This is a genomic window from Salinivibrio sp. SS3 (assembly GCF_001722105.1).
Classification (GTDB): domain Bacteria; phylum Pseudomonadota; class Gammaproteobacteria; order Enterobacterales; family Vibrionaceae; genus Salinivibrio; species Salinivibrio kushneri.
The window spans coordinates 202,664-219,216 of sequence record NZ_MEBQ01000023.1 but is presented as its reverse complement, the minus strand read 5'-3'; the positions used below and the strand labels follow the sequence as shown (position 1 = coordinate 219,216).

11 protein-coding genes are annotated in these 16,553 nt (G+C 50.6%); 6 read left to right on the top strand and 5 right to left on the bottom strand.

Annotated elements, in window-relative coordinates:
• Positions 1-53: 53 nt before the first annotated feature.
• The 3 genes from BGL48_RS10095 to BGL48_RS10085 form a co-directional block, all read right to left on the bottom strand.
• Positions 54-2,369, bottom strand: coding sequence for a methyl-accepting chemotaxis protein (locus tag BGL48_RS10095; protein ID WP_069362515.1), 2,316 nt, complete (start codon positions 2,367-2,369; stop codon positions 54-56).
• A 208-nt stretch (positions 2,370-2,577) separates the two neighbouring features.
• The gene (locus BGL48_RS10090; RefSeq protein WP_069362514.1) at positions 2,578-4,893 is read right to left on the bottom strand and encodes a methyl-accepting chemotaxis protein; all 2,316 of its coding nucleotides are present in this window, start codon (positions 4,891-4,893) and stop codon (positions 2,578-2,580) included.
• A gap of 100 nt (positions 4,894-4,993) precedes the next feature.
• Positions 4,994-5,491, bottom strand: coding sequence for a GNAT family N-acetyltransferase (locus BGL48_RS10085; protein ID WP_069362513.1), 498 nt, complete (start codon positions 5,489-5,491; stop codon positions 4,994-4,996).
• Between the two features lie 288 nt (positions 5,492-5,779).
• Here BGL48_RS10085 and BGL48_RS10080 point away from each other — a divergent pair, with 288 nt between their 5' ends.
• Positions 5,780-6,640, top strand: coding sequence for an aldo/keto reductase (locus BGL48_RS10080; protein ID WP_069362561.1), 861 nt, complete (start codon positions 5,780-5,782; stop codon positions 6,638-6,640).
• Positions 6,641-6,909: 269 nt separating this feature from the next.
• Here the strand turns inward: BGL48_RS10080 and BGL48_RS10075 are convergent, their stop codons facing one another.
• A complete protein-coding gene (locus tag BGL48_RS10075) occupies positions 6,910-7,407 on the bottom strand; it encodes a MarR family winged helix-turn-helix transcriptional regulator (protein WP_069362512.1) in 498 nt (165 codons plus the stop codon).
• 412 nt (positions 7,408-7,819) lie between these two features.
• Here BGL48_RS10075 and BGL48_RS10070 point away from each other — a divergent pair, with 412 nt between their 5' ends.
• The 5 genes from BGL48_RS10070 (at position 7,820) to BGL48_RS10050 (ending at position 14,586) form a co-directional block, all read left to right on the top strand.
• Positions 7,820-9,076 carry an imelysin family protein gene (locus BGL48_RS10070; RefSeq protein WP_069362511.1) on the top strand — a complete coding sequence of 419 codons (1,257 nt, stop codon included), beginning with the start codon at positions 7,820-7,822 and terminating at the stop codon, positions 9,074-9,076.
• A gap of 60 nt (positions 9,077-9,136) precedes the next feature.
• Positions 9,137-10,534: a di-heme oxidoredictase family protein gene (locus BGL48_RS10065; RefSeq protein WP_069362510.1), complete on the top strand. Its 1,398-nt coding sequence runs from the start codon at positions 9,137-9,139 to the stop codon at positions 10,532-10,534.
• A 25-nt stretch (positions 10,535-10,559) separates the two neighbouring features.
• A complete protein-coding gene (locus BGL48_RS10060) occupies positions 10,560-11,573 on the top strand; it encodes an imelysin family protein (RefSeq protein ID WP_069362509.1) in 1,014 nt (337 codons plus the stop codon).
• Positions 11,563-12,660, top strand: coding sequence for a DUF1513 domain-containing protein (locus tag BGL48_RS10055; protein WP_069362508.1), 1,098 nt, complete (start codon positions 11,563-11,565; stop codon positions 12,658-12,660). The genes BGL48_RS10060 and BGL48_RS10055 overlap by 11 nt, the downstream gene beginning before the upstream one ends.
• Before the next feature lie 150 nt (positions 12,661-12,810).
• On the top strand, positions 12,811-14,586 hold the full coding sequence (locus tag BGL48_RS10050; protein ID WP_176719652.1) for a L,D-transpeptidase family protein: 1,776 nt from the start codon (positions 12,811-12,813) through the stop codon (positions 14,584-14,586).
• Between the two features lie 73 nt (positions 14,587-14,659).
• Here BGL48_RS10050 and BGL48_RS10045 read toward each other — a convergent pair whose 3' ends face one another.
• A complete protein-coding gene (locus BGL48_RS10045) occupies positions 14,660-16,408 on the bottom strand; it encodes a GNAT family N-acyltransferase (RefSeq protein WP_069362506.1) in 1,749 nt (582 codons plus the stop codon).
• Between the last annotated feature and the right edge of the window lie 145 nt (positions 16,409-16,553).

Sequence of the window (16,553 nt, the reverse complement as noted above, 5' to 3'; positions counted from 1 at the left end):
GTCAGTCAAGGTGAAAACGAAGGGGTCGGCCTTAAGGCAGACCCCTTTGCGTTTTAGTCGGTTTTAAAGTGACTGATCCGCGCTTCCAGGGTGCTGGCGTGTTCTCGTAGGTGATTGACGGTTTGTTCAGTGTTGCGCGTACGCTCTGAGACATGGTCAGCCGATTGCGCCATCGTGTTGACATTTTGGCTGATTTCATCGGTCACCTGCGTTTGCTGGTTGGCTGCGGTGGCAATCTGCATGTTCATCTCGTTGATTTGCTCAATCATGGTTTTAATTTGACCCAGTTTGTCGTTGTTTTCGTAACAATGCTCGACGCTTTGGGTCACTGCGTCATTGGCTTGGGTCATTCCATCGGCGGCACCGCGCGTCTCCTGTTGCAATGCATCGACCTTGGCGCGAATTTCCTCTGTAGAAGATTGGGTCCGCGTCGCTAGAGAGCGCACTTCGTCAGCGACCACCGCAAATCCGCGTCCTTGTTCACCGGCACGTGCCGCTTCAATCGCTGCATTGAGCGCCAACAAATTGGTTTGTTCGGCAATTTCTTGAATCACATCTAACACCGTTCCAATCGACTCACTCTCGTGCGATAGCTTCTCCATCGAGCGGGTGGCTTTGTCCATGTGATCTTTGAGTGTTTGCATTTGGCTAACCAAGGCCTCGCCTTTTTGACTGCCTTCATTGGCGGTTTGGGTAATCGTATCTGACGCCTCAGAGGCATTGCTCGCATGCTCTGATACTTCGCTGATGGAGGCAGCCATCTGTGTGGCTGCGGTGGCCACCTGGTTCGAGCTTTTGGCTTGCTCGTCAACTTGACCACGTACAGCGACCACGTCATCACTGATATCGCTGGCTGATGACAACAAGGTTTTTGAGGCGTCATGTGTTTTTTGAATCACCTCTCGGAAGCTTTGGAACATCTCGTTGAGGCTGTTAGCTAACGTGGAAAGCTCATCTTTACCAGAATGGTGCAATGTAATGGTTAAGTCTTTACTGTCTGCCACCTGTTTAATGTTGGTGGCGAGTTTTAGAATAGGTGCGCCGATGCTTCTGCCCAACCAGTACGCCGCCAGTGCGGCGATGCTGCCGAGCAGTAATGCAGTGAATGCGGTCACAACACCGATGTCGGAACGTAATTGGGTTATGGCGGTAAAGGCTTCGTCGGTATCTTGTTGGCTAATCACCGCCCATGTCACTCCGTAGACCTCAATGGGTGAGTAAGATACAAGCACCTCGGTACTGCGATAACTCGTTTGTGTGATAAACCCTTGCTCCCCCCGTAGCGCGCGTTTTACCGCGGGATTATCGAGGGGTTGATTGCCAGCGGCGGAGTTTTGATAATCAATGCGGTGAATGGTATCGGCATCAAGCCCTTGGCTCTCTAACGCATCGAGGTAGGCGTCTTTGTCGTCACTCAACAGGCGGGGTTGCGTGCGTAATAGGTTATCGGGGCCAACCAATAATATCTCACCACTTTTGCCCATCCCTGACGCTGCCCACTGACCATTATTGCTAATGAGTTCACTGATACGATCGATCGGCATTTGAAAAATTAAAGCCCCAATCTGCTGACCGTTTTTGTAAACCGGGCTGGAGATAAACGAAGCCGGGCTGTCGTATGAAGGGTAGTAAGGGCGAAAATCAACGAAGCCCAGCTCCCCTTGAGGCGCATTTCTCACCGCTTTATAGGCATCTGCTAGGCCACTGGTTGAATACGGGCCAGCTAATAGGTTAGTGGCGTAATCTAGCTCTTTATAGACGCTATAAACAATATTGCCTTGATTATCGACCAGGAAAATATCGTAATAGCCGAAGGTTTTTAAATAATACTGAAAGTTGGGATGGAAGACGCTGTGGATCTCACTGTAGACACTGCCGTCGTTGGCTTTTGCCATCGCATCTTTACTTCCTAATGGGTGGGGGTTATCACTGATATACGCGTGTTGCAACCGTTTCGCTACATCAGGTAACTGATTGTATTTTCCCATTACGTCGGTGGATGTATCATTTATCTCTTGATAGGTTGCGCCAAATTGATTGCGGTAATAACTTGCCAATTGGCTTTCTTGATCGGGGGAGATGCCGCTGTCTGCGGCGATGTTTTCAAATGCTTGCGTCAATTGTGCCAGTGCATCCTCTGTCATGGTTGAGTCTGACAGCGTATTAATTTGATCACCAATGAACTTAAAATAATTACTTATTTCTGACTTTTTAGACGCTTTCACCGCTGTTAGTTGCGATTTTACTTTCTTATCCAGTGCCTGTGATGATAAGCCGATAGTCCGAAACGCTAAGATAGCCGCAATGGTTAACACACAGGTTAATGATGCCGCAACAATGGCGAGCGTGATCTTATTGCTGATTCTCATCGTGACACTCCTTCTTACCTCACATTTTGAATCTAGTCACGACCGATAAAAGTGCACAGAAAAAAAGATCAATTGATTAAAAATGGATGTTATTGCCTAGCAAGGTAGTCGTTATACGTGAGTTCTAGGCAAAAACATCACTAAATATGGGTGAATTGTTCCAATAAAAAGAGGAGGCGTGAGGGCCTCCTCTCAACGCCAAGAGTACTTATTGTGTTTTAAAATGACCGATAGTGTCAGCCAAGCGTGCTGATCGTTGGCTTAAGCCAGTGACGGTTTCGGCGGTGTCATGCGTACGCTGTGAGACAGTTTCAGCTGATTGTGCAATGTCTGTGATGCTTTCGCTGATTTCTGTCGTCACTTGTGTTTGCTGCTGGGTGGCATTGGCAATGTGTGAGGTCATCTGATTGATTTCGGTGACCATGTTGGCAATATCAACCAGCGCAGCGTTATTTTGCTGACAATAGTCCACACAGGTCTCAACGGTTTGGCTGGTGTTATCCATATCTGCCACCGCTGACTGCGTCTCTTGACGTAATGCGGCAATTTTATCGCGGATACTTTCGGTCGAGTCTTGGGTACGTGAGGCGAGGGTGCGTACCTCTTCGGCAACCACGCTGAACCCTCGGCCTTGCTCGCCCGCGCGCGCCGCTTCAATCGCCGCATTTAATGCCAACAAGTTGGTTTGCTCGGCAATGGCTTGAATCACATCCAGTACGGTACCGATTTCTTCGCTCTGTTGCGATAAACGCCCCATGGTGGCGGTGGCTGCGTCCATACTCGATGACAAGGTACGGATTTGCGCAACCAGGTCGTCACCAATTTGTGAGCCTTTGTTGACGGCTTGGGTGATGTCATCAGACGCGGTGGAGGCTTGATCGGCATACTGGGCAACATCGGTGACGGAGGTAGCCATTTCCGTCGCCGCCGAAGCAACTTGATGGGTATGCTTGACCTGATCGGTCACGCGATCGCGCATGGTTACCACATCTTGATTGATGTCGCTGGAGGCTTGGCCGAGTAGCCCAGATGCTTGGTGCGCCTCTTGGATCACTTGTTGGAAGCTCGCGAACATATCATTGAGCGAGCGACCAAGCAGCGCCATTTCGTCTTTACCGCTATCGGGTAAACGTTGGGTTAAGTCTTTATCTTCTGCAATGGATTTAATACGTGTAGTGACCGCAATCATGGGTTTAGCAATATTGCCACCGAGAATATAGGCAATCACGATTGCGACAACCACTAACACCAATGAGGTAATCACCGTCGCTTTGAGAATGGTACCCTGCATGGTCGCCACTTGTGATAGCGCTTCCTGTTGACTGATTTGATTGACCAGCGCCCAGCGTTTGCCGAAGACATCAATCGGTGAGTAAGCGGTATAGACGGTTTGGTTGCGATAACTCTGCTCTTTGCCAGTGCCCGTTTCGCCCGCCAGCGCTTGCGCAATGCTTTGCGACGCCATCGGCATTTGGCCCGCGGCGGTATCGGTGAAATCAATGCGATGAATCAAATCGGGTTTGACGCCATTGGTGCGCAGCAAGTGTAAATACTCAGATTTATCCTCTTGTAAAGCGCGCGCTTCGGTGCGAAGGACGTTATCAGGCCCGACCATAAACATTTCGCCGCTTTGTCCAAAGCCTGCTGACTGCCATTGGCCTTGACTGCTGATCACGCCACTTAAACGCTGAATCGGCAATTTAAAGATGAGTACACCCTGCGTTTCGCCGTTCTCGACGATAGGGGTGGCAATAAATGAGGCCGGTTCATCGTAGCTGGGAAAGTAAGGGCGATAATCCACAAAACTGATGGCGCCGGCTTTTGCATCAATCGCCTCTAAAAAGGCATCACCCATGCCGCTAGTAGCGTAGGGACCCGCAAATAAGCTGGTTCCAAAGTCAATCTCTTTGGCCACCGAGTAGACAATACGGCCATTGGCATCGGCTAAAACGATGTCTTGGTAGCCAAAGGTGTCGGCAAAGCGATGATAGTTAGGGTGATATTGAGTGTGCACCTTGTCATACGTGGAGCCATCATTGGTGGTCACCAACTTGTCTTTCTCGCCCAAAGGATGGGGGCTGCCGCTGATATAAAATTGCTGCAGTGTCCGCGTGGCAGGGGCGAGCGCAGCGAGATTGGAGCGTGCATTGGCGTTGGTATCGTTGCGCGCTTGGTAAACATCACCGAAAGTGTCGGTATAGTAGTCTTGCAGTGCGCGCCGAGCCGCCCTGTCGGTGCGAACTTCACGGCTGTAGCGTCGATAGGCTTGGCTAAAAGACGTTACCGCATTTTCGGTCATGGTAGAGTCGGCCATTGAGGTGAGTTGTTGGCCGATAAATGAAAAATAACTGGTTAACTCAGATTGCTTGGCTTCGCGTACGGCTTTTAGCTGGCTAATGGCCTGCTCTCGCATTTCATCGCCAAACAGTGTGGTGGTTCGGTTTGCCAACACCGCGGCGGTGGCGACAATACAAATAACACAGGCGGAGATGATCGCCGCAGAAACCTTGGTGCGAACTTTCATACTACTAAACTCCTGAAACGTCGTTATGACGGCATCAAATCAAGGCACCTTACTGGCGTAAAGTGGAGGTGGGGGCTTATTCGACAGGGAAATAACATGCTCAAACCGTCAGGTCGCACTCTAACATGGCCACACTGTGGTATTGGCCAAACTTTTCACCGACATCATTCAGCTGTCCAACTTGTTGGAAGCCAAAGCGACGATGCAATGCCAATGACGCTGGGTTAGGTAGCGTGACGAGAGAATAGGCGCGGCGCAGTGCCTTTTCTCGCATCCCGTCGAGCAAGGTTTGCATTAATGCCGAGCCAACGCCACGGCCTCCTGCGTCGGGGGCCGCATAAATGGTGATTTCTGAGACGATGTGGAACGCCTGCTTGGAATTGAAAGGTGTATTGTAAGCAAAGCCAAGGATTTGTTGGTCTTGCTCTGCCACCCAGGCTTGATAGCAGAAGGACGGATCAAACTGAGCCAACCATTGTTCACGTTCAGCTAATGGCCATGGGCACAAGTCAAACGTAATGGCAGTGTGTGTAATGTAATAATTATAAATCGTATTGATCGCGTCACAATCACGCAATTCCATGCGTCGAATAAGCATTTTTGCTTCCTTTTCGCTTTTTTGCACGATATAAGATAACGAAGTTCACCGCATTCGCCAAGTGTTGGTGATAAATGAAACACTTGTCGTGCATTTAACACCCAAATGTTGCTGGCTTTTGCGCGAAAACAAACGCACGCACTGTTAGGCTAACAAAATGCTCGATAAGGCATTGAGGGTGGCGGAAGATCGGATTAGCATGAGATTTCTAGTTCTCGGCATAAAGGATCCGTTTTGTCAGAGTTTAAAGCGACATCTATTTCTCCAGTCGGTCCGTTTTTCTCGCCCATGGTGCAAGGTTACTGGCGGCTGGATGATTGGCAAATGACGCCGCAGCAGCGCTTAAGCTTTCTTAAGGCGCACATCGACTTAGGTATTACCACGGTCGACCATGCGGATATTTACGGCGATTATCGCTGTGAGACACTGTTTGGCCAAGCGCTGAAGCTTGACCCCAGCGTCAGAGACGATATCCAAGTGGTGTCGAAATGCGATATCAATTTGGTCAGTGAGGCGGCCCCAAACCGTAAAATCAACCATTACGATACCAGTTACCGGCATATTTTGGCGTCGGTGGATAATTCCTTGTCACGCTTGGGCGTAGAAAAACTGGATGTGTTACTGCTCCACCGTCCTGATGCGTTAATGGATGCAGATGAAGTGGCTGAAGCCTTCACTACGCTGCGCCACCACGGCAAGGTGGCGCACTTTGGTGTCTCTAACTTCACGCCTTCACAGTTCGACCTGCTTCAGTCTCGTTGGGATGAATCCTTGGTGACCAACCAAGTGGAAATCAACCCGCTACGGTTTGATGTGGTGCATGACGGTACGCTGGATCAGTTACAGCGGTTGCGTATTAAACCGATGGCGTGGTCTTGCCTTGCAGGCGGCGAGATGTTTAACGGTGAGTCTGAGCAGGCTGTACGGGTACGTGATACCTTGCATGCTATTGGCGAAGAGCTAGGTGGTGCGACGATCGATCAGGTGATTTATGCCTGGGTGATGCGTCATCCGTCTCAACCTTTGCCGATTATTGGCTCGGGGAATATTGAACGCGTTAAAGCATCCAAAGCGGCTCATGACCTTAACCTCACGCGTGAGCAATGGTATCGGATATGGGTGGCGTCAAAAGGACACAATGTCCCTTAAATAACAGCGTGTAACCGACTGACTCTCAATTAATAAGGCGGCCATTAGCCGTTTTTTGGTTGATTGTTTGGTGACGGAAAGGGGCAATATGGCACATTGATAACGGATGAGCGGAAAGCGGTGCGACTGGGTGTTACATGTAGAGCCAGTTCATGACTGATGGCGACAAAAAGCGAACATCCCTTGCTTTTAATACGCCACTTTCTTTTATTACGCCGTAGTAGGCAGGTGAGACCGGTGGAGACATCCTGTTTACCCGCCGGAGACCATTATTTTTTTGCTTGGAGTTGCGAATTATGTGAGGTGAGGGCAGACACTTCTAACATCGGTGCCGCATCAATATCATCGGCGTTCATCATCGAAGAGATACGCTGTACCGAAGACAGTAATAACGATTGCTCCCACTCATCTAAACTTTGAAAGCGTGAAATAAAGTTTTCTTGTAGGGGTTTGGGTGCTTGTTCTAACGCCGCTTCCCCTTGCTCGGTCAAGTGGGCATGCACTTTACGTTTATCAAGCTCACTACGAACACGCAAAATTAATCCGCGCTTCTCAAGACGATCAAGAATCGTCGTTGCCGTTGCCTGGCTCATGTTGGTGTGAGTAGAGAGCTTACGAATAGTCACTTGACCCAACTCTTTGATCGCACGCATCAACACCAGCTGTGGGCCCGTGATCCCAGAGACTTTGTTAAGTTTTCGTGAATGCAAGTCTATTGCGCGGATGATTTGCCGCAGCGCAACCAGTACTTCTTCGTGTTTTTCCATTTATTCACCTCCACCAGAAAAAATCGCCAACGAAACTTACAATACCCGCGGTTGGAGTGCAAAGGCATCGAGAGAAAAATCGATTTTTTATGGTTTTTTCACTATCAAATAATCAATGTGCTTTCAGTCTATTATAACCCTTAGCGTGTAAATTAAATCTAATTTATTGTTATTTTTAACTGTTTCAGTGAGCGGACGCAAAAAGTGCTACATAGTCATTAGTTTAAGTAGTCAAGAGGTCGGATCAGCGTTGCAACAAGTTGCACCAAACCCTGCTTGGAGTGTGGAGATCACAGCTTTGATAATAGCCTCAATTCCTTGTTGCATTTAGTAACATAATGCTTAGAATCTCTCGCATACAAACGATAATAGTTCTCATAACTGTTCATACTAAAGCGAAGGACAAAGCACTATGGAAATGACCCCTTTTAAGCGTAACCTTATTGCGCTTTCCTTATTTGCCGCGTCTCTGGGCGTTAATGCGGCGACGCAAGAAGACGTTGTTGAACATTACGCCGATATCGCGCATGCGGTATTCGCAGACTCCCACACGACGGCGGTCGCGCTTGATGAAGCCATTGAGGCTTTTACTGCCAGCCCCTCTCAAAAAACCTTTCAGGCAGCAAAAAAAGCATGGTTAGACGCACGAGTGCCTTATCAGCAGTCAGAAGTGTTCCGTTTTGGCAATGCGATTGTTGATGACTGGGAAGGGCAGCTGAACGCATGGCCACTGGATGAAGGTTTGATTGATTATGTGGCGGACGGTTACCAAGCCGAGCTGGGTAACGCCGGTGCGACAGCAAACATTATTGCTAACCAAAGCATTCAAATTGGTGCGACGGATCTCGATGTGGCTGACATTACGCCAAAACTGTTGGCCAGTCTCAATGAGGTAGGCGGGTCAGAAGCGAACGTTGCTTCCGGTTATCATGCGATTGAGTTTTTGCTGTGGGGGCAAGACTTAAATGGTACTAACCCAGGTGCGGGCGAGCGCCCATACTCTGACTTTGCTTACGGGGAAGACTGCACGAACGGCCACTGCGATCGTCGCCGCGAGTACTTGAAAGCGGCCGCGGATCTCTTGGTGGATGATTTAGCCTGGATGCGCGACCAGTGGGTGGACGGTAATAAAGACAACTACCGCGCGAGTCTGTTAGCGGATTCTAGCGAGAACGGCTTACGTAAGATGCTGTTTGGTATGGGGTCTCTCTCGTTGGGTGAATTGGCGGGTGAGCGCATGAAAGTCGCATTGGAAGCCAACTCGACCGAAGACGAACACGATTGTTTCTCTGATAATACCCACAACTCGCACTTTTACAATGAGCAGGGTATTTACAACGTCATGATGGGCGCTTATCAGCGTGTTGACGGTAGCAAACTGACAGGGCCATCCGTGCTTGACTTAGTTAAAGACAAAGATACTGACGCGGCCAACGTGATCAAGACAAGCTTTGATCAAGCGCGTGAGCAAGTAAAAACACTTGTTGTGTCAGCGGAAAAAGACAATGTGCATTTTGATCAATTAATCGCGGCGGGCAACAATGAGGGTAACCAACTCGTCAATGCATCCATCACCGCACTGGTTGACCAAACCAAACACATTGAGAAAGCCGCTCAGATCATCGGCATTGATAACCTCAATCCAGATACCGCGGATCATCAATTCTAATTGTCCGCTAATGATGTCAAGCCCCGTGCCGCGGGGCTTTTTGCTTTGTCAGGATACAACATGAAGTCCAAAGTCATTGTTTACCTCGGTGCAATCGGCGTCAGTGCCTTGGTGAGCGCGTCAGCGGTTGCTTTCGAACGCACCTCGGGTGGCAGTACCACGGTGATTAAAGAAGGGGCCAACGCTTTCTCCCAGCCTGCCGCTAACTTACCCATGAGCGAGCGCATCGACTTCAGTGTCGGGAACAGTTTTTTTCGTAACCCTTGGGTCAGCTCGCCGGCTTCAACCGATGCGCGTGATGGGCTTGGCCCTTTATTCAATACCAATGGCTGTCAGAATTGTCATATTAAAGATGGCCGTGGGCATCCGCCTTCTCCTGGTGATACTAATGCCGTGTCGATGTTGGTGCGATTGAGTGTGCCGGCAATGACCGAAGCAGAACGGCAGAAATTGATCCAATATGGCAATATGCCCGAGCCAAATTACGGGGGACAGTTACAAGATTTTGCCCTGCCAGGTGCGAAGCCAGAAGGAAAGGTTGCCTTAACCTATTCAGCCGTTCCTGTGACTTTTGCCGATGGTGAGACAGTCACTCTGCGTCAGCCACATTTAACCGTCACCGAGCTTAACTATGGGCCGATGGCAGAGAATGTTCAGATGTCGGCGCGGATTGCGCCCCCTATGATTGGATTGGGATTGTTGGAATCTATTCCAGAGGAAGACATTTACGCACTGGCTGATCCTGAAGATGCCAATGGTGATGGGATCTCAGGTCGTCCCAATCAAGTATGGGATATCGAGAAGCAACGCACTGCGCTTGGTCGGTTTGGTTGGAAGGCGGGACTGCCCACGGTTAACCAACAAAACGCCGCGGCCTTCAATGGCGATGTGGGATTAACCACTTCCATGTTTCCGCACCACAATTGTATGCCGTCACAGTCTGTGTGCGACGAGATGCCTAATGGTGGCGATCCAGAAGTCAGCGATAATATCCTCGGGTTTGTCGAATTTTACGCCCGTCATTTGGCGGTGCCAGCGCGTCGCAATATGCAGGATCCTGCCGTGAAACAGGGGCAAGATATCTTCGTGCAAACGGGCTGCAATGCGTGCCATGTGGCGTCATTTACTACCGCAAAACGCCCCGAACTTAGCGCACTGAGCGAGCAGCGTATCCATCCTTATACGGATTTGTTGTTGCATGACATGGGAGCGGGGCTAGCGGATCATCGAGGAGAGTTTATCGCCAACGGTAGAGAGTGGCGCACACCACCTTTGTGGGGGATTGGGTACACCAAAGAAGTGAATGCGGATGCCACCTATCTGCACGATGGTCGCGCGCGTACCCTTATGGAAGCCATTTTATGGCATGATGGCGAAGCCGCCAGTGCGAAACAGCGGGTGCTGGCGATGCCGAAAGCGGAGCGTGACGCCTTAATCGCGTTTTTACGTTCCTTATAACAACAATATGCTGGAGTCTTGTCGCATGCGTTTTCGACTCAATCCTATCGCCGCGCTCTCTCTGAGCGCCACGGTATTACTCGGTGGGTGTTTATCTCAAACCGAGACCGGGCCGAATCACGGCCTTTGGCAACTACAAAAGCAGAGAAGTGAGCAGTTTCTTTCTGCGACCACGGATCTGGCTAAGACCACGCAATCGGTCTGTACTCAGGGCACGCCGATTGATGATGCGCGCCAAGCGTGGAAAACAGTGATGGCCAATTGGATGCCATTACAAGGGGTAGAAAAAGGGTCTGAGGACGCCTTGGCGCAAAGTTGGCGTATTCAGTTTTATCCGGACAAAAAGAATACCACAGGGCGAAAAATTAATGCCTTGCTGGCCAGCGACACACAGTGGACCGCGGAGGCATTGGCCGAGCAAAGTGTGGCCGTGCAAGGCGTTGGCGCGATGGAGTGGTTGCTCTATGACCAGCAAGCTGATTTGAGCCAACCGAAGCACTGTGAAGTGGCGATGGCGGTCAGTGCTCGCTTGCAACAAACGGCATCTGCGCTCAATGCGGCTTGGCAGCACAACCCTTGGCGTGGCATGCCGCCTTCGATGGCGGTGTCAGAAAAGCTCGGTGCGCTGACCCATCAGCTGGATTATGTGCTGAAAAAGCTCTCCGGCCCTCTGGGTAAACCGGGCTTTCCTAATCCTTACCAAGGGGAAGCGTGGCGCTCACGGCACTCTCTCACACTGTTACGCCAAAGCATCAAAGCGATGCAAACCCAATATCACGCTGAGGGTGGCATTGAACAATCCCTCCGTGAGCGAGGTTATGATGAGGTCGCGGATCGTGTCAGCGAGCATTGGCAGTTGGCATATAACAGCGTGCCGCAAGATGGTGAGCCCTTATTTGACAGGCTTAATAGTGTGGCGGGATATCGAGACATGCTCACTGTTTACAATAATCTTGAATATCTCAAATTGGTGCTTGGCGGTCAGGTCGCGCAAGATTTAGGGATTATCGTCGGGTTTAATGCATCAGATGGAGACTAGTTTAAAGCGACGCCGCTTATTAAAAGCGGCACTGATGGGGGCGGCGTTGCCTACAGTGGTCAATGCGTTGAGTGGTTGTCGCGGTAACAGCACGTCAGCGCGTTGTGATCTACTCGGCTGCGCGCTAAGCAGTGATGGAAGGTTCGCGGTTGTCGGCGCGGATCGAAACGGGCAGCCCGTATTCCGTCTTCCGTTGCCCGCGCGCGGTCATGGTGTCGCCGCTCAACGTCGAGCGGTCGGGACACTGGGTGTGGCATTTGCGCGTCGGCCCGGTGATTTTATGCAGGTGTTTGACTATCAACGTGGCGTGACGCTGTCACAGGTAACAGCCAGTGCAGACCGCTACTTTTATGGGCATGGCGCGATTTCTGATGAGGGTCAATGGTTATATACCACTGAAGGTAAACGTCAAACCAGTGAGGGCGTGGTCGGTGTTTATCGGCTAAGCGCCCGTGGCCAGGTGGAAAAAGTACGTGAGATCAGTGGTTTTGGGATTGGTCCTCATGAGATTGCACTGGCGGATGCTAATACGCTAGTGGTCGGGGTCGGTGGCATGCATACCGATGGCCGCACCGTGCTAAATATCGATTCAATGTCACCGGCGTTGGTGTACATCGACATCGAGTCGGGTGAGGTGGTTGAGCGTGCTGAATTAGCCAATAAAAAGCTGAGTATTCGTCATTTGATGGTGTCGGAGGATGGCTATGTGGTGACGGGACAGCAATACCATAGCCAGGATAATGCGCCCTTGGTGGCCATTCACCGTCGTGGTGAGCCGATGAAAATGCTTAATGCCACCCCTGAACAATGGGCTCGATTTAACAACTATGTAGCGAGTATCGCGACACTCAATGGCTGGGTGGTGGCGACCTCACCCAGAGGCAATTGCTATGGTATCTGGTCATTAGACAGCCAAAATATGATAGGTTTGCATCCATTGGTGGATGCCTCTGGTGCCAGTCGTGACGGTGATGTGATCAACTTGAGTTCGGGGGGCGGCAAAATGGTGACACTTGATAGCGCACACCATCCCGATTATCAGATGACGCCAGTGCGATGGGATAATCATTGGATAACGCTGGTGTAATGAACGCGTGGTAGCGTGAAAAGCGGTAGTCTGAACAGGCTGCCGCTTTTTGTTTTATTGCGGGTTGGGAGAGAGAAAAAAATCAGACGATGATTTTGTCGAGACGGGAGCAAAATTTGCCATAATTAAAGCATGGATGAGGAGGGGCGTATGGTGAGAAGGCACGATGCCTGGTTGGCTAACCTTCTGATAGGATGTTGTTTTTGGGTAAACCCCGGTATGGCAAATGAGGCGATCGAAGCCGATGGCATGCGATTGCTGGCGACGCCATCCACCTCGGCGCACTCGGCCTCCGATCCAGCGGCGTCGGTTGAGCAAACCCTGTCGGCTGACGATCATCGTCAACGCGCCTATCAGTATGCGCGCGACTGGTTGGAGTCGGCCGCCCCCGATGCCACTGTCTTAGCCTATCCCTCAGCGCTGACGCAAGACTATCTCGATAATGGGTTTTCTCTGCTTTGGACCCAGGATGCAGCGCGGGACGAGCTGGCAACGCAAGTTAATGTGATTTCATTGGCCAGCTTCAGTCCTGAATTTGAGTGGCGTGCCTGGCAACTTCGCCAACTCCGCCAACAGGGTAGCGATACCGCGTATGATATTTTTGCTACTGACACGGCGTATGCCTTGATGAGTTACCTGAACGCGGTGCCCGATAAAGGTATGCGCTGGTTTTTTGGCTCGCTGCATCACACGCCATTGCCTGCTCCCTCCGTGTCTCAGCGAAAGGCGGTTTTTAAAGCCGGTTTGGGGCCGTCTTTGCCTGCTTTTCTGCGTAAGCTTCGACCTCAGCATCCACAATATACCGCGCTTATTAAGCAGATTGTTCGTTTACAACGGCAAGCCCGCTCAATGTGGCCCAGCGTGAACAGCGATGGATTAATTTACCCTGACCAAGCAGTCACGATATCTCTGGCGCTCAATCTCGTCGATAACCTAAGTATGCAGGGTTATTGGGGGGACAGTCAGCGGTTGGAGGCACTGGATGGTAAAACGGTGCGATATGGCGGCGATTTACTCGATGCTGTCAAACGATTTCAGTCACAACATGGGCTGAGTGTGGATGGCATCATTGGCCCATCAACCTTGAAATGGCTTAATTTAGATGCGTCGGCGCGGATCCGGTTGCTTGCTCTCAACGCAGAGCGGTTACGCTTGTGGTCAGCGCAACAACCGGATCGCATTGTGGTTAATATCCCTGATTATCGTATGCGTCTGTGGGCTAACGATCAGAATGTGTTCGAAAGCAAGGTGGTGGTCGGTCGCCAATCGAGACGTACGCCCCTGTTCTCGTCACGACTCGACTCTGTGGTACTCAATCCGAGCTGGAATGTGCCCCGGAGCATCGTGCAAAAAGATATTCTACCCAAGCTGGTTGATGGGCACGACTACCTCTCTCAGCATCAGTACCGCATTCTGCCCAACTGGCAAAGTGATACCCAAATAGATCCTAGCTCGATTGATTGGCAAAAAGTGTCAGTCGACGGATTTCCCTACCGACTTCAGCAGGCACCAGGTCGTGGCAACGCCCTCGGAAAATACAAGTTTAACACGCCCAATCGTAACGCGATTTACCTGCATGATACGCCAGCGCAAAGTTTATTCAGCCGATCACGGCGTGCATTTAGTTCCGGCTGTATCCGTGTCGAGCAAGCGGAGCAACTGGCGGACTTATTACTGGATTTATCGGGTAAGCAGCTGACCGATTATCAGCACTATATTGATAAAACCCAGACCAAGTGGGTACCACTCAAAAGACGTTTGGCGGTGCAGACCATTTATCAGACGGCTTGGGTCACGGATGACGGGGAGGTGACCTTTCGCGATGACGTGTACGCCTACGATGTCCCCGCAAAACGGACGATCACCACACAAAAGCCCAGTTATTTAACCCAGCAGCGTCATTCCGTGGAGATGCAAGCGCAATAGTCATCAGGAAGCCGCGTACAACCGTGGCTCCCTCTTCATGTCGATGTCGGCGAGCCACGCCATTGTCGTTATCTCAATGAGAAGTATCAGCGTTAGGCTGGTGGCTGAAGTGAGGGGCAATGTAGCGTTGATAGCGTTTGGGTTTTAAGCGTTTAAGGTCGACCAACACAAGGCCATCAATACAATCGGCAAAGTCAGGATCCACACCAAAGTCCAAGAATTGGACCCCTCCGGGCTCGCATAACTCACTGTATTGTTTATACAAGGTGGGGATCCCGACGCCCAAGTGATCGAGTAGCATTTTAAGTTGTTTAAGGTCTTTGGCGTAATCGTTCCCGCAGAAGTGACCCAGAAGCTCACTTTCTTTACTGTCTGCCAGTTCAAAGGGGCGTTTAGAGCGTGCGTACTCGCTCTCGCCAGTAAAGTAGGTACGGTAAAAGAAAATCAGCAACTCTTTAGCCGCCTGTGGCATGGCGTTGCTGATGGTGACTGGACCAAATAAATAACGATACTGTGGCTTCTGGGCGAGCAGCGCGCCAATACCAAGCCATAAATAGTCCAAACTCCGTTTTCCCCAATATTTGGGTTGCACAAAACTACGTCCCAGCTCCAACCCCTGCGCAAGAAACGGCTGCATGCCTTGCTCAAAGTCGAATAAGCTGGCGCTATAGATCCCATCCAGCCCTTGGGTGTTAAGCGTCGCTTGGGTGTCACACAAGCGGTAGGCGCCCACAATATCGAGCTCGGCAGGATCCCAAAGGACCAAATGCCAGTAATGCTGATCATATTTATCAAGATCACGTCGCTGACCTGTGCCTTCTCCCACCGCACGAAACGCGACTTCACGCAATCGTCCAATCTCGCGCATGACTGGGGAGTCGGCTTGATAGTCGAGTAAATAAATTAGTTTGCCATCAGGTGTTTGTCCGAGTTGCTGGCCGGCATTGAGGGCTTGTTTAAGCGCTAAGCGAGGCTCGGGAGCGGCGATTGCTGACTCTGTGGGAAACAAGCCAGGTTTGCGTTTGGCAATACGATACAAGTGCTTATGGAATAGCTTAACCCGTGTTTTGACGGGGAGGGAGGCGGTGGCACTGTAACTGTGGTGCGGGATCAATTCGCCGACGGTAAAAGCAATGGTATTGTTCTCTTGGCGAAACATCTCTTCAACCAGCAGCAGGGTGGAGAGCGGCTTGTATACCATGGAGGCGCCATAAAACCGGGCGGAATTGCGGCCATGGACGTGAATCGGGAGAATCGGTGCCTTTGATTTGGTCGCCATGCGTAAAAAGCCAGGATGCCAGGCACCATCACGGATCCCGGTTGGTGCCACCCGGGACACTTCACCGGCCGGAAAAATGATTAATGCCCCGTCATTTTCCAGCCACTGACTGATATTTTGTAGGTTTTGTTTCGGGGTATATCCTCCCATATTGTTGACGGGCAATAAGCAACCGTGGAGCGGTTTAACTTGCATCAATAAATCGTTGGCAATCACTTTGACGTCCGGTCGGACAGAACGCACCAGTTTTAACAGCGCTAATCCATCCAACGAGCCGATAGGGTGGTTGGCGATAATCACTACCCGTCCTGATTCGGGAATTCGCTCTTTCTCACGATCGCTCACCCGATAGCTAAAGTTAAAGTAGTCGAGCACTTGCTCAACAAACTCAAACCCTTGCAGATGAGGATACCGCTCGGCAAAGGATTGAAACTCCTGTTCATGAAGTAACCGTTTAAGGGTTCTACTGACGGGGCGTTTCAGCCAGTCTCGCTGTTCTAGTTGGGGATAATGAGACGATAGAACTTTATCAACATCTAACATAAGCAACCCTGCATGCAAAAATGCGTATCTGATTTATCCAGATATCCCGTCGTTAGCCTAGATAGTAAAAGTGACACCTCCTTGGCAGCATAGTTGCAAACTGATGACAGGATGGCATAGTGAGGCGCGTATTGACGATTCAAAA

Bases quoted from the DNA above. Each gene is read 5' to 3' on its own strand.
- BGL48_RS10060 (WP_069362509.1), top strand. From the start codon at position 10,560: ATGCGTTTTCGACTCAATCCTATCGCCGCGCTCTCTCTGAGCGCCACG.
- BGL48_RS10080 (WP_069362561.1), top strand. From the start codon at position 5,780: ATGGTGCAAGGTTACTGGCGGCTGGATGATTGGCAAATGACGCCGCAG.
- BGL48_RS10070 (WP_069362511.1), top strand. From the start codon at position 7,820: ATGGAAATGACCCCTTTTAAGCGTAACCTTATTGCGCTTTCCTTATTT.
- BGL48_RS10065 (WP_069362510.1), top strand. From the start codon at position 9,137: ATGAAGTCCAAAGTCATTGTTTACCTCGGTGCAATCGGCGTCAGTGCC.
- BGL48_RS10090 (WP_069362514.1), bottom strand. From the start codon at position 4,893: ATGAAAGTTCGCACCAAGGTTTCTGCGGCGATCATCTCCGCCTGTGTT.
- BGL48_RS10095 (WP_069362515.1), bottom strand. From the start codon at position 2,369: ATGAGAATCAGCAATAAGATCACGCTCGCCATTGTTGCGGCATCATTA.
- BGL48_RS10045 (WP_069362506.1), bottom strand. From the start codon at position 16,408: ATGTTAGATGTTGATAAAGTTCTATCGTCTCATTATCCCCAACTAGAA.
- BGL48_RS10075 (WP_069362512.1), bottom strand. From the start codon at position 7,407: ATGGAAAAACACGAAGAAGTACTGGTTGCGCTGCGGCAAATCATCCGC.
- BGL48_RS10055 (WP_069362508.1), top strand. From the start codon at position 11,563: ATGGAGACTAGTTTAAAGCGACGCCGCTTATTAAAAGCGGCACTGATG.
- BGL48_RS10050 (WP_176719652.1), top strand. From the start codon at position 12,811: ATGGTGAGAAGGCACGATGCCTGGTTGGCTAACCTTCTGATAGGATGT.
- BGL48_RS10085 (WP_069362513.1), bottom strand. From the start codon at position 5,491: ATGCTTATTCGACGCATGGAATTGCGTGATTGTGACGCGATCAATACG.